The organism is Micromonospora sp. CA-244673 (genome assembly GCF_050948395.1).
Taxonomy (GTDB): Bacteria; Actinomycetota; Actinomycetes; order Mycobacteriales; family Micromonosporaceae; genus Micromonospora.
On the sequence record NZ_CP192019.1, the window covers coordinates 2,807,719 to 2,820,487 of the forward strand.

The following is a 12,769-nucleotide window of genomic DNA, read 5'->3' on the forward strand; positions in this document are numbered from 1 at the left end:
TGACGTTTCTGGTCTCGATCTAGTCCTGGATTACGTCGAGGGACGCTGCGCCGCACGACCCGGCGACGCGCGGCTGTGACCATAGTTGGCCGACGGGCAGCGAGGTAAGGTGTCGACGTGAAGATCGTCGTCCAGGTTCGGCTGTACCCGGACGCCGTCCAGGAGGCGGCGCTTTCCTCGACGCTGGAGTTGTGTAACGACGGCGCGAACCTCGCCTCGGTTGAGGCGTTCCAGCGGCGGATTTTCGCGAAGCGGGAGCTCCAGCGACTCACTTATGGCCGGTTGAAGGCGCTCGGTCTGTCGGCTCAGCCCGCGATCCAGGTTTCTCGTAAGGTCGCTGGCGCATACGCCACCTTGAGGGCCAACATCCGGGCCGGCAACCTTGGCAAGCCCGGGTCGAAGCGTCGCGTCAGAGCCGAGTCGAAGCCGATCCAGTTTCGGCGGGACGCTGCGCAGCCGTTCGACGACCGCTGCCTGTCGTGGCAGCTTGCCGAGCGCACCGTGTCGATCTGGTCAGTAAATGGCCGGTTGATGCGAGTGCGGTTCGAGTGCTCCCCGCAGCAATACATGACCCTCGTGGCCCACCGACGGGGCGAGTCGGACCTTGTGCACCGTGACGGCAAGTGGTTTCTGTACGCCACCTGCGACATTGCTGATGTCGAAGTCAAGGAGCCTGACGGGTTTCTGGGCGTGGACCTGGGTATCGCGAACATCGCCACCGTCAACGACGGAACTCGGCACTGCGGTAAGAAGTTGAGCCGGGTCAGGCACCGCAACCAGCGGCTGCGAACCAAGCTTCAGCGTACAGGTACCAAGTCGGCCAAGCGGTTGTTGAAGGCTCGCCGACGGAAGGAGGCACGGTTCGCGGCCGACACCAACCACTGCATCGCCAAGCAGATCGTGACCGAGGCCGAACGCACCGGCTGCGGGATCGCCCTGGAAGACCTTACGGGCATCCGCGACCGGGTACGGCTCCGACGGCCCCAGCGGGTCACACTGCACTCGTGGGCGTTCAACCAGCTCGACCGTTTGATCGCCTACAAGGCGGCGCGGGCCGGGATTGGGGTCGTCCACGTTGATCCGGCGTACACCTCGCAGGCCTGCTCCTCCTGCGGGCATATCGCGAAGGCCAACCGCCCCAACCAATCCACCTTCCGGTGCACGTCGTGCGGTTTCGCTGAGCACGCCGACGTGAACGCAGCCCGCAACATCGCTGCTCGCGGTGTCGCGGACTGGGCAGCCGCCAGCCTGCCGAACGCGGCGTGACCCGTGCAGCCAGCACGAAATCCACAGCCGCAAGCTCGACCCTTCAGGGTTGAGAAGCTGACCTGCAACGGTGGTCTTGGCCAGTTCTGCGACAATGCTCCGAGGCTGGCCAGGGCGATCAATTACCTGAGAGGAACCACGTGGCAGCGGGCTTCGATCCATCCGGGCGTCTACCAGATGCGTTCACCAACGCGGGGACGTCTTCCTTCACAGCGTTCCTGAGCAAGGTGGCCCCCGAGATGCTGCCCGGCCGTCGGCCGCTGCCGCCCGGCATGGCCGCCGACATGGCGCCGCACGCGACGACCATCGTGGCCATCTCGGCCAGCGGTGGCGTGGTGATGGCCGGCGACCGGCGCGCCACGATGGGCAACCTGATCGCCCAGCGGGACATCGAGAAGGTCCACCCGGCCGACGCTTACTCGCTGGTCGGCATCGCGGGCACCGCGGGCATCGGCATCGAGCTGATGCGACTGTTCCAGGTGGAGCTGGAGCACTACGAGAAGATCGAGGGCGCGATGCTCTCGCTCGACGGCAAGGCCAACCGGCTGGCCTCGATGATCCGGGGCAACCTGGGCGCGGCCATGCAGGGCCTCGCCGTGATCCCGCTCTTCGCCGGCTTCGACCTGGCCGCGGCCGACCCGCAGCGCGCCGGGCGGATCTTCAGCTTCGACGTGACCGGCGGCCCCTACGAGGAGACCGGCTACGACGCGATCGGCTCCGGCTCGCTGTTCGCCAAGTCCGCGCTGAAGAAGCGGTTCCGGGCGGGCCTGTCGATCGACGACGCGACGCGGCTGGCCGTGGAGGCGCTCTACGACGCCGCCGACGACGACACCGCGACCGGTGGCCCGGACCTGACCCGCCGGATCTACCCGGTGGTGATGACCGCGACCGCCGAGGGCACGCACCGGCTCACCGACGCCGAGACGGCGGCGATCGCGGAGGGCGTGGTGTCCGCCCGGATGGAGAACCCGGGCGGCTGACCCCGCTCCCCACCGACCTGAGTCAGCAGTCCCGCAGCACAGCGCCCGAAGGAGAACCGCCGCCGTGGCCATGCAGTTCTACGCCTCGCCCGAGCAGATCATGCGCGACCGTTCCGAGCTGGCCCGCAAGGGCATCGCCCGGGGCCGCAGCGCGGTGGTCCTGAGCTATGAGGGCGGGGTGCTCTTCGTCGCGGAGAACCTGTCCAGCACCCTGCACAAGGTCAGTGAGATCTACGACCGGATCGGCTTCGCCGCGGTGGGCCGGTACAACGAGTTCGAGAACCTGCGCCGGGCCGGGGTGCGGATGGCCGATTTGAACGGCCTGAGCTACGACCGGCGGGACGTCACCGGGCTGGGCCTGGCGAACGCGTTCGCGCAGACGCTGGGCGCGATCTTCACGGAGCAGTCGAAGCCGTTCGAGGTGGAGATCTGCGTCGCCGAGGTGGGCGCCACGTCGGACGACGACTCGCTCTACCGGCTGACGTACGACGGGTCGGTCAACGACGAGCCGGGCCGCATGGCGATGGGTGGCCAGGCCGAGGCGATCACCGGGGTGCTGAAGGACGAGCACCGCCCGGAGATGTCGCTGTCGGAGGCGGTCCGGGCGGCGGTGAAGGCGCTGAGCAGCGTCGGCGGCGAGGGCGGTGCGGCCCGCACGATCGCGGCGAACCAGCTGGAGGTGGCGGTCCTGGACCGGCGCCGGGTGGGGCGGACGTTCCGGCGGATCACCGGGGCGGCGTTGACCGCGCTGCTGGACGGTGACGCGGGCGCGGACGCCGCGCCGGCGCCCGGCCGGGCGAAGACCCCGACGGTGCCGACCGAGGAGGCGAAGAAGCCGACCACGTCGGCGGGCTCGGCGGACCTGGAGGGTCAGCCGCAGGAGGAGCAGCCCGGCGAGTGACCCGTGCCCGGGCGCCGGGGCCGCCACGAGCGCGGCGCCCGGCGGCCGGCGCGTGAGGGGCCCGTCAGCGGTGCGGCTTGAGCGGCGTCCACCAGGCCCGGTTGTCCCGGTACCAGTCGACGGTCGCGGCGAGCCCGCGGTCGAGGTCGACGGTGGGCGTCCAGCCCAGCTCGCGCCGGGTGGTGGCGCAGTCCAGGGCGTACCGGCGGTCGTGGCCCTTGCGGTCGGCGACCGGCCGGACCCGCTCCCAGCCGGCGCCGCAGGCGGCGAGCAGCCGGCCGGTGAGCTCCCGGTTGGTGAGTTCGGCGCCGCCGCCCAGGTGGTAGACGCCGCCGGCCCGGCCGCGCGCCTGCGCGAGCGCGACGCCGTGGCAGTGGTCGTCGACGTGCAGCCAGTCCCGGACGTTGCCGCCGTCGCCGTAGAGGGGCACGTCGTGCCCGTCGAGCAGGTTGGTGACGAACAGCGGGACGATCTTCTCGGGGTACTGGTAGGGCCCGTAGGTGTTGGCGCCGCGGGTGACCACGACGTCGAGGCCGTGGGTGCGGTGGTAGGCCAGCGCGAGCAGGTCGCCGGCGGCCTTGCTGGCCGAGTACGGGGAGCTGGGGTCCAGCGGGGCCTGTTCGGTCCACGCGCCGGTGGCGATGGAGCCGTACACCTCGTCGGTGGAGACCTGGACGAAGCGGCGCACCCCGTGGCGCAGGGCCGCGTCGAGCAGGGTCTGGGTGCCGACCACGTTGGTGGTCACGAAGTCGGCGGCGGCGGCGATGGAGCGGTCCACGTGCGACTCGGCGGCGAAGTGCACGACGGCGTCGTGGCCGGCGACGGTGGCGTCGACCAGGGCGGGGTCGCGGATGTCGCCGCGGACGACCCGCAGCCTCGGGTCGTCGCGGACGGCGTCGAGGGCGCCCTCGGTGGCGGCGTAGGTGTAGGCGTCGAGCACGGTGACGGCGTCGGCCGTGAGGTCCGGCTCGGCGCCCGTGAGCAGCCGCCGGACGTACGCCGAGCCGATGAAGCCGGCGCCGCCGGTGACGAGGAGTCTCACGGCTGGGACCGTACCCGGCGGTGGGATGTGCGTACGCGGGGAATGCCCGGCCCGGCGCGGAGGAGACCGCTGGGTTGAGCGCTGCCCATCTGGGGCCCCGGGCGGCTAATGTCACATCATGGAGCGGCGAATCTTCGGCCTCGAAACCGAGTACGGCGTCACCTGCACCTATCGCGGGCAACGCCGACTGTCCCCCGACGAGGTCGCGCGGTACCTGTTCCGGCGGGTGGTGTCGTGGGGCCGGTCGAGCAACGTCTTCCTGCGCAACGGAGCCCGCCTCTACCTGGACGTGGGCTCGCACCCGGAGTACGCGACGCCGGAGTGCGACTCGGTCACCGACCTGGTGGCCCACGACCGGGCGGGGGAGCGGATCCTGGAGGGGCTGCTCGTCGACGCGGAGAAGCGGCTGCACGACGAGGGCATCGCGGGTGAGATCTACCTGTTCAAGAACAACACCGACTCGGCCGGCAACTCGTACGGCTGCCACGAGAACTACCTGGTGTCCCGGCACGGCGAGTTCGGCCGGCTGGCCGACGTGCTGATCCCGTTCCTGGTCACCCGGCAGTTGATCTGCGGCGCGGGCAAGGTGCTCCAGACGCCGCGCGGCGCGGTCTACTGCCTGTCGCAGCGGGCCGAGCACATCTGGGAGGGCGTCTCCTCGGCAACCACCCGCAGCCGGCCCATCATCAACACCCGGGACGAGCCGCACGCCGACGCCGAGCGCTACCGGCGGCTGCACGTCATCGTCGGCGACTCGAACATGAACGAGGTCACCACGCTGCTGAAGGTCGGCACCGCCGACATCGTGCTGCGGATGATCGAGGCCGGCGTGGTGATGCGGGACCTCACGCTGGAGAACCCGATCCGGGCGATCCGGGAGGTGTCCCACGACATCACCGGCCGGCGCAAGGTGCGGCTGGCCTCCGGCAAGGAGGTCTCGGCGCTGGACATCCAGCAGGAATACCTGGCGAAGGCGACCGAGTTCGTGGAGCGCCGCGGCGGCGACCAGACCGCGAAGCGGGTGGTGGACCTGTGGGCGCGGGTGCTGCGGGCGGTGGAGACCGGTGACCTGGACCCGGTGTCCCGGGAGATCGACTGGGTGACGAAGCTGCGGCTGATCGAGCGCTACCAGCGCAAGCACGACCTGCCGCTGTCGCACCCGCGGGTGGCGCAGATGGACCTGGCCTACCACGACCTGCGCCGCGGCCGGGGCCTCTACGGGCTGCTGGAGCGGCGCGGCGAGGTGGACCGGGTGGCCACCGACCCGGAGATCTTCGAGGCGAAGGAGACCCCGCCGCAGACCACCCGGGCGCGGCTGCGCGGCGAGTTCATCCGGCACGCCCAGGAGAAGCGGCGGGACTTCACCGTGGACTGGGTGCACCTGAAGCTGAACGACCAGGCGCAGCGCACGGTGCTGTGCAAGGACCCGTTCCGGGCCTACGACGAGCGGGTGGAGCGGCTCATCGCGAGCATGTGACCCGAGGGTGGGCGGCCGGTGCCGGGGCGCCGGCCGCCGCGCCCACGGGTACGCTGGCGTCGCGATGAACACTTCCGAACCTGCCGGCCGCCCGGGCCGCGACACGTCCGCCAGCCGCGACGGCGGCACCGAGAAGCTCAACTGGGTCGAGCGGCGCCGGGAGAAGATCCGCGCCGAGATCGAGCGCAACCGCCGCGGCGAGTTCGCCGTGCCGACCTGGGTGCTGGCGGCGGCGCTGGTGCTGATCGTGGTCGCCTGGCTGGCGTTGATCTTCCTGGCCGGCTGAGGCGCCTTACCGTCCGGAGCGTTGCTGCTGTCTCGGCGGGCGGTGCCGGGCGACCAGCCGGCGCGCGACGTCCGGGTCGCCGAGCCGGGGCCTTGACGCGTCGCGGCGCCCCATGCTCGTCTATGGCCCACGGGGAAACCGGCGGGTGTCGCCGCGTCCTCCCGGCCGACGACGAGGGAGCGTGCCGGCATCGCACACATCGACCTCGGTCTGGACGAGCAGGCTTACCCCGGCATCAACGGGCTGACCCGCTACCGGCCGGAGACCGGCACGCCGCTGCAGGACCTCGCCGACACGCTGCTGCACGCCCCGCATCCCACGCTGACCCCGGGGGAGCGGGAACTCATCGCCGCCTACGTGTCGGATCTGAACGCCTGTACGTTCTGCTGCGAGTCGCACTCCGCGTTCGCGGCCGCCCAGCTGCCGGCGGGGATGTCGCTGGTGCGGCAGGTCCGCGAGGACCTGGACGGAGCGCCGGTCGAGGCGAAGCTACGGGCCCTGCTCCGGATCGCCGGCGCGGTGCAGCGCAGCGGCCGGGAGGTCACCACCGAGCTGGTCGAGGCCGCCCGCGCCGACGGCGCCACCGACCTGGAGATCCACGACACGGTGCTGATCGCCGCCGCCTTCTGCATGTTCAACCGCTACGTCGACGGCCTGGGCACGGTGGCACCGGCCGATCCGGCGGGCTACACCCGGGCCGCGGAGCACATCGTCGCGCACGGCTACGCGGCGCGCTGACCGGCCTCAGCCGAGCAGGCGGGCGGCGTGCCGGCCGGCAGCGGCCGCGGCAAGGAAGTAGGCGTGGTCGCCGTCGAGCCCGCGCCCCATCGTCGACAGGCCGACCGGGCTGGCCCGCAGCGCCGCGTCCAGGCCGTCGGTGGGCACGGTGACGATCCGGTGCCGCGCCGCGAGCGGGGCCAGCGCGGCGGTCACCTCGGCCGCGAGAGCCGGGTCCAGGCCGTCCGGCACCACCAGCTCCGCGGGGGCCAGGGCCACCCGGCCGTACGCGGTGAGGCTGTGGTGGGAGACGCCGCGGTGCCGGGGGCGGGGGTCGGCGGCGGAGATCCGCAGCGAGCCGACCGGCCGCCCGCCCAGCGTGGCGACCGCGTTGACCGCCTCGCCGACGGCCACCCCGGAGAAGCCCCAGCGGGTGCCGGTGCCGAGGTTGCCGGGGCCCTGGGCGACGATCGCGACGTCGGCGCCGAGCACGTGGCGCGCGGCGAGCAGGCCGCTGTGCAGGGTGCTCGCCTCCAGGTCAGCGCCGAACGCCTGGCCCACGCTGACCGTGCCGGCGAGGTGGTCGGCGAGCCCGGCGAGGGTGCGGGAGAACCAGGCGGGCAGCGCGCCGCCGTCGGTGAGCAGGTAGGCCACCCGGGCGTCCGGGGCGTCGGCGTGGACGCCGGCCAGGATCGCCGGCAGCGCGGAGTGCAGGTCGGCGGTGACCACCGGCATCCCGTCGACGGACTCCGCGGCGGCCAGCCGCGCGTGGTGCGGGGAGGCCTCCTCGTCGACGCCGAGCAGGATCGGCTGCAGCGGGGTGTAGCGGGCCTTGACCAGGTGCCCCGCCTCGCGGGTGTCGGCGGCCTGCGGCGGGTCGGCGGGGAGCCGGTCGGGCAGGGCGACGACGAGGGCGTACCCGCCGGTGCCGAGGCCCATCAGCAGGGCGCCGGCGTTGAGCAGCACCCGGTCGCCGGGCTCCGGGTCACCGACCAGCGCCGGGTAGGCCAGGGCGCGCATCCGGCCGCCGTCGGGCAGGTCGACGTCGAGTTCGGCGGCGCCGGCCCACCGTCGCCGTACCGCCGTGACCGTGCCGGACCGCCATCGCACCATGCCGGGCACGCTATCGGCCGGCGCCGGGCCGGGGTGCGGCCGGGTGGGAGGCGCGCCGGGTCAGGGCACTCCGCCCGGGTCCTGGTCCACCGCCCGCTCGTCCTCGTCCTGGGTGGTCCGGGCCCGGTGCCCGCCGCTGCCGCGCCTCGACCGGGTCGGGTCGAGGAAGACGTACCCGATCTCGGGGAACTTGTCGGTGAGCCGCCGCTCGGCCTCGTCGGCGGCGGCCTCGATGTCGGCGCCCGTGGCCTCGTCCTGGAAGTCGACCTTGGCGGCGACCAGGATGTCCTCCGGGCCGAGGAACATGGTCATCAGGGTGTCGATCCGGTCCACCGCCGGCAGCCCGGCCAGCTCGTGCTCGATCTGGCGGTGCACCCGGTCGGACACCGCCCGGCCGACCAGCAGCGAGATGTTGCTGCGCGCCAGGATGCCGGCGACCACCAGCAGCAGCACGCCGATGAGGATCGAGGCGGCACCGTCGTAGAGCTCGTCGCCGGTGAGGTGCGACAGCGTGAGCCCGGCGGCCGCGAGCAGCAGGCCGATCAGGGCGGCGCTGTCCTCCAGGAAGACCGCCTTGACCGTGGTGTCGGCGGTCAGCCGCAGGTAGCGGTGCGGGCTGGCCCGCCAGCGCCGCGATTCCCTGCGGACCTGCCGCACGGCCCGCGCCAGCGAGACCGACTCGATGGCGAAGGAGACGGCCAGGACGATGTACGAGGCCAGGAAGTCGCCGGTGTGCTCGTGCACGAGGATGGTGGTGACGCCGTGGGTGATGGCGAAGCCGGCGCCGACCACGAACGTGAACAGCGCGGCGAGGAACGCCCAGACGTAGCTTTCCTTGCCGTACCCGAAGGGGTGCCGGGTGTCGGCGGGCCGCGCCCCGCGGCGCAACGCCATGTAGAGCAGGACCTCGGTGGTGGTGTCGGCGACCGAGTGGGCGGCCTCGGAGAGCATGGCCGCGGAGCCGGAGATCAGGCCCGCGATCAGCTTGGCGATCGCGATGGCGAGGTTCGCGGCGCCGGCCACCACGACCGTGCCGACGCTCTCGTTCTTGATCTGCGCCTCCGCCATGGGCTCACCCTATGGCCGCCGTCGGCCCGCCGCCCGGCGAGCGGCGCGGGCCCGGCCGGTGTGGTGCGGATCGCCTCCGCGGCCGGACTCCCGCGCGCCGCGCCCGCGCGGGTGCGCGCTGCGGACGTGCGGGCTGCTAGCGTTTCCCACGTGTCGCGGACCCGTACCGAACGCCTGGTCAACCTGGTGATCTGCCTGCTGTCCACGCGACGGTTCCTGACCGCCGCGCAGATCGCCGCGACCGTGCCCGGCTACGAGCACGATCCGGACGACGCCAAGGACCACGAGGCGTTCCAGCGCAAGTTCGAGCGGGACAAGGCCGAGTTGCGGGAACTCGGGGTGCCGCTGGAGACCGGCACGGCCAGCGTCTTCGACGCCGAGCCGGGCTACCGGATCGCGCCCCGGGAATACGCCCTGCCGGACATCCCCCTCGAACCGGACGAGGCCGCCGCGGTGGGCATCGCGGCCCGGCTGTGGCAGCACGCCGGCCTGGCGGCCGCCGCCTCGTCCGGGCTGGCGAAGCTGCGTGCCGCCGGCATCGACGTGGACCCGCAGGCCACGCTGGGCCTGGAGCCGATGGTCACGGTCGACCCGGCGTTCGCCCCGCTGACCGCCGCCGCGCGTGACCGGCGCGAGGTCAACTTCGACTACCGGGTGCCCGACCGGGACGCACCGACCCGCCGCCGGGTCCAGCCGTGGGGCGTGGTCTGCTGGCGCGGCCGCTGGTACGTGGTCGGCCACGACCTGGACCGGGCGGCGACGCGCTGCTTCCGGCTCTCGCGGGTGGTGGGCACGGTCCGGGTGACCGGGCAGCCCGCGGCCTACGAGCCGCCCGTTGGGGTGGACCTGATCAGCCACGTGGCCCGCTGGTCCGGGCCGGTGGAGCGCCCCGGCCGGGCCACGGTGCTGGTCGCCGCGGGCCGCGCGGCGGGGCTGCGCCGCTGGGCGGTGGAGACCCACGCCGGGCCGGAGGGCGACCGCCTCGTCCTGCCCTACGCCGACGCCGACTTCCTGGCCGGCCAGATCGTCGGCTACGGCCCGGACGTGCGGGTGCTGGAGCCGCCGGAGGTCCGCGAGGCGGTCATCCAGCGGCTGAAGGAGATCGCGACCCGACACGAGGACCTGGCCGTGACCGGGGGTGCCCGGTGACCCGCCCGGCGGCCCGCGGCGGCCGCACCTCGGCGGACCGGTTGGCCCGGCTGCTCAACCTGGTGCCCTACCTGCTGGCCCGCCCCGGCATCGAGATCGCCGAGGCGGCGCACGACCTCGGGGTGACCGAGAAGCAGCTCCGCGAGGACCTGGAGCTGCTCTGGGTGTGCGGGCTGCCCGGTTACGGCCCCGGTGACCTGATCGACATGGCGTTCGACGGCGACCGGGTGACCATCACCTACGACGCCGGCATCGACCGCCCGCTGCGGCTCACCCCGGACGAGGCCCTGGCCCTGGTGGTGGCCCTGCGGATGCTCGCCGAGACGCCGGGGGTCGCCAACCGGGAGGCGGTCGAGCGGGCCCTCGCCAAGATCGAGAGCGCGGCCGGTGACCTGGCCGGCGCGCCGGTCGAGGTGCGGCTGCCCGGCGACACGGCCCGGGTCCGCGAGCTGCGCGCCGCCGTCGAGCGCGGCCGGGCGCTGCGGATCACCTACTACACCGCCGCCCGGGACGAGACCACCGAGCGCACCATCGACCCGCTGCGGATGCTGATGGTCGGCGGCCGGGCCTACGTGGAGGCGTGGTGCCGCCGGGCGGAGGCGGTCCGGCTGTTCCGCGCCGACCGGATCGACGCGGTCAACGAGCTGGCCGAGCAGGCGGTGGTCCCGCCGCAGGCCCGCCCGCACGACCTCAGCGACGGGGTGTTCCGCCCCTCGCCGGACCTGCCGCTGATCACCCTGCGCGTCGGCCGGGGTGAGCGGTGGATCACCGAGTACTACCCGTGCGAGCGGGTCGAGGCCGACGGCGAGCAGTGGCTGGTGTCGCTGCGGGTCACCGACCTGGGCTGGGCCCGCCGGTTCGTGCTCGGGCTCGGGTCCGACGTGACGGTGGTCGCGCCGACCGAGCTGGCCGAGCAGGTGCGGGCCCAGGCGGCCGCCGCGCTCGACGCGTACGCCACCCCGGTCGACCGCGCCGACCCGGCGGTGGCCGGCGCCACCGGCGTAAGCTGACCGCCGTGGTGACGTGGATCGTGCTCGGGGTCGTGCTGTTCGCGCTGATCGTGCTGGCCCTCGCGGTCCGGCCGGTGCTGGCGCGCCTGCCCCGGCTGCGCCGCACGGCGCTGGCCCTGCAGCGGCGCCAGGCCGAGGCGGAGTCGCTGCGCTCCGCCGCCGAGGAACTCCAGGCGCGGGCCGAATCCCTCCAGGAGCGGGTGGGCGTCGCGCAGGAGCACATGATGTTGATCAAGGCCAGGCGCGGGAAGTGATCGACGCCGGTCGGTCCGCTGTTCGATAGCTGCGCGTTCGCGGCCGGATCCGCGCACAATTGCGCCCCCGTGGGTGGTTGACGGGACACTCCGGGTTGTCCGAGACTTCACCGACCGAGCCCGCAACCGGGGGCCCGGCAGGGTGGCAACCGCCTTCGACGCAGGTACGATGGGCTCCGACCACCCTCACCGACACAGAGCGACTGGAGCTTTCCATGGGTGCCCTCAAGCCGTGGCACATCGCCGTACTCGTGGTCGTGCTGATCCTGCTCTTCGGCGCGAAGCGGCTCCCCGACGCGGCCCGTTCGCTGGGCCGTTCGCTGCGGATCATCAAGGCCGAGACCAAGAGCCTGCACGACGACGACCGTGACCTGGCCGAGAAGGCCGACGCGCAGACCGGCTACCAGCCGCTCCCGCCGCAGCAGCAGCAGTTCGCGCAGCCGCAGCAGCAGCCGGTCGCCCCGCCGGTCGACCCGGTGCAGCGCGTCCGCGAGAACTGATCCGAGAGGGCCCCACCACCGTGGCCTTCGGGTTGAAGAAGCGCGGCCCGAGCACGTTCGAGCGGGCCGCCGACGGCTCGATGACGCTCATCGAGCACGTCCGTGAGCTGCGTTCGCGGTTGTTCCGCGCGTCGCTGGCCGTAGTCGGCGGCCTGATCGTCGGCTTCTGGCTGGCAGACCCGGTCTTCCTGCTGCTGAAGCGGCCATACTGCCGCCTGCCGGACACGACGGACGCGCTGGGCCAGTGCCAGGACCTGCTGGCGTTGGCGCCGACGACCGGGTTCGTGCTGAAGCTGAAACTCGCGCTCTGGCTCGGCCTGATCATCGGTGGGCCGGTCTGGCTCTACCAGCTCTGGGCGTTCATCGCTCCGGGCCTGCATCGCCACGAGCGCAAGTGGGCCTACGTCTTCGTGGCGATCGCCGCGCCGCTGTTCGCCGCCGGCGCGGTGCTGGCCTACTTCGTGGTCGACAAGGGCCTCAGCTTCCTGATGGAATCCGGCGTGGGCGGGCTGTCCAACCAGTTCGAGGTCAGCGCGTACATCGGGTTCATCACGAACATGATCCTGCTGTTCGGGGTGGCGTTCGAGTTCCCGTTGATCTTGCTCATGCTCAACTTCACGGGCGTGGCCAGCGCCCGCCGGCTGCTGAGCTGGTGGCGCGTGGTGATCTTCGTGTCCTTCGCGTTCGCCGCGATCGCCACGCCGGACCCGGGCCCGTTCGGCATGACGCTGCTCGCCACCGCGCTCTCGCTGCTCTACTTCGTCGCGGTCGGGGTGGCCTTCGTCAACGACAAGCGGCGGGGGCGCGGCCGGGACCTCTACTCGGGCGTCGCCGACGACGAGGTGTCGCCGCTGGACCTGTCCGTCGAGCCGGTCGGGGCCGCCGGCGGGGTGGAGGCGACCGCCCCGGTCGGGGCGCCTGAGCCGATCGCCGCCCCGGCGCCGATCGAGCGCCGCTACGACGACATGACCTGACCGGTTCCGCTCGAGCACCGACGTGAACGCCG

The 12,769-nt window shown here is 72.8% G+C and carries 14 protein-coding genes; 11 read left to right on the forward strand and 3 right to left on the reverse strand.

The window, feature by feature from the left end; translation table 11 throughout:
- The first annotated feature begins 117 nt into the window (after positions 1-117).
- The 3 genes from ACQP12_RS13115 (at position 118) to prcA (ending at position 3,147) form a co-directional block, all read left to right on the forward strand.
- Entirely contained in the window at positions 118-1,266 is a 1,149-nt protein-coding gene (locus tag ACQP12_RS13115; protein ID WP_433287794.1) for an RNA-guided endonuclease InsQ/TnpB family protein, read from the forward strand.
- Positions 1,267-1,406: 140 nt separating this feature from the next.
- Entirely contained in the window at positions 1,407-2,246 is an 840-nt protein-coding gene (prcB, locus tag ACQP12_RS13120) for a proteasome subunit beta (RefSeq protein ID WP_433287796.1), read from the forward strand.
- A 64-nt stretch (positions 2,247-2,310) separates the two neighbouring features.
- Positions 2,311-3,147 (forward strand): proteasome subunit alpha, encoded by an 837-nt coding sequence (prcA, locus tag ACQP12_RS13125; RefSeq protein WP_357945042.1) that lies wholly within the window; start codon positions 2,311-2,313, stop codon positions 3,145-3,147.
- Positions 3,148-3,211: 64 nt separating this feature from the next.
- Here the strand turns inward: prcA and rfbB are convergent, their stop codons facing one another.
- Positions 3,212-4,189 carry a dTDP-glucose 4,6-dehydratase gene (rfbB, locus tag ACQP12_RS13130; RefSeq protein ID WP_433287798.1) on the reverse strand — a complete coding sequence of 326 codons (978 nt, stop codon included), beginning with the start codon at positions 4,187-4,189 and terminating at the stop codon, positions 3,212-3,214.
- Between the two features lie 118 nt (positions 4,190-4,307).
- Here rfbB and pafA point away from each other — a divergent pair, with 118 nt between their 5' ends.
- From pafA to ACQP12_RS13145, 3 genes are all read left to right on the forward strand, one after another.
- Entirely contained in the window at positions 4,308-5,666 is a 1,359-nt protein-coding gene (gene pafA / locus ACQP12_RS13135) for a Pup--protein ligase (RefSeq protein WP_262286115.1), read from the forward strand.
- A gap of 64 nt (positions 5,667-5,730) precedes the next feature.
- A complete protein-coding gene (locus ACQP12_RS13140; RefSeq protein WP_433287801.1) occupies positions 5,731-5,952 on the forward strand; it encodes a hypothetical protein in 222 nt (73 codons plus the stop codon).
- Between the two features lie 357 nt (positions 5,953-6,309).
- Positions 6,310-6,690 carry a carboxymuconolactone decarboxylase family protein gene (locus tag ACQP12_RS13145; RefSeq protein WP_433287803.1) on the forward strand — a complete coding sequence of 127 codons (381 nt, stop codon included), beginning with the start codon at positions 6,310-6,312 and terminating at the stop codon, positions 6,688-6,690.
- A 6-nt stretch (positions 6,691-6,696) separates the two neighbouring features.
- Here ACQP12_RS13145 and ACQP12_RS13150 read toward each other — a convergent pair whose 3' ends face one another.
- The gene (locus ACQP12_RS13150) at positions 6,697-7,782 is read right to left on the reverse strand and encodes a DUF3866 family protein (protein ID WP_433287805.1); all 1,086 of its coding nucleotides are present in this window, start codon (positions 7,780-7,782) and stop codon (positions 6,697-6,699) included.
- 60 nt (positions 7,783-7,842) lie between these two features.
- On the reverse strand, positions 7,843-8,850 hold the full coding sequence (locus ACQP12_RS13155) for a cation diffusion facilitator family transporter (RefSeq protein WP_433287807.1): 1,008 nt from the start codon (positions 8,848-8,850) through the stop codon (positions 7,843-7,845).
- A gap of 150 nt (positions 8,851-9,000) precedes the next feature.
- On the opposite strand from ACQP12_RS13155, the gene ACQP12_RS13160 reads away from it, so the two are divergent.
- The 5 genes from ACQP12_RS13160 (at position 9,001) to tatC (ending at position 12,737) form a co-directional block, all read left to right on the forward strand.
- Complete coding sequence (locus tag ACQP12_RS13160; protein ID WP_357945061.1) at positions 9,001-9,999, forward strand: helix-turn-helix transcriptional regulator; 999 nt, start codon at positions 9,001-9,003, stop codon at positions 9,997-9,999.
- Positions 9,996-11,009, forward strand: coding sequence for a helix-turn-helix transcriptional regulator (locus ACQP12_RS13165; RefSeq protein WP_433287809.1), 1,014 nt, complete (start codon positions 9,996-9,998; stop codon positions 11,007-11,009). The genes ACQP12_RS13160 and ACQP12_RS13165 overlap by 4 nt, the downstream gene beginning before the upstream one ends.
- A 5-nt stretch (positions 11,010-11,014) precedes the next feature.
- Positions 11,015-11,263, forward strand: a complete 249-nt coding sequence (locus tag ACQP12_RS13170; protein ID WP_433287811.1) for a hypothetical protein — start codon at positions 11,015-11,017, stop codon at positions 11,261-11,263.
- Between the two features lie 215 nt (positions 11,264-11,478).
- Positions 11,479-11,763, forward strand: a complete 285-nt coding sequence (tatA, locus tag ACQP12_RS13175) for a Sec-independent protein translocase subunit TatA (RefSeq protein ID WP_357945069.1) — start codon at positions 11,479-11,481, stop codon at positions 11,761-11,763.
- Between the two features lie 20 nt (positions 11,764-11,783).
- Entirely contained in the window at positions 11,784-12,737 is a 954-nt protein-coding gene (gene tatC / locus ACQP12_RS13180; RefSeq protein ID WP_433287814.1) for a twin-arginine translocase subunit TatC, read from the forward strand.
- The last annotated feature ends 32 nt before the right edge of the window (positions 12,738-12,769 follow it).

Coding starts and splice junctions, on each gene's coding strand:
- ACQP12_RS13140 (WP_433287801.1), top strand. CDS start 5,731: ATGAACACTTCCGAACCTGCCGGCCGCCCGGGCCGCGACACGTCCGCC.
- pafA (WP_262286115.1), top strand. CDS start 4,308: ATGGAGCGGCGAATCTTCGGCCTCGAAACCGAGTACGGCGTCACCTGC.
- tatA (WP_357945069.1), top strand. CDS start 11,479: ATGGGTGCCCTCAAGCCGTGGCACATCGCCGTACTCGTGGTCGTGCTG.
- ACQP12_RS13150 (WP_433287805.1), bottom strand. CDS start 7,782: ATGGTGCGATGGCGGTCCGGCACGGTCACGGCGGTACGGCGACGGTGG.
- ACQP12_RS13155 (WP_433287807.1), bottom strand. CDS start 8,850: ATGGCGGAGGCGCAGATCAAGAACGAGAGCGTCGGCACGGTCGTGGTG.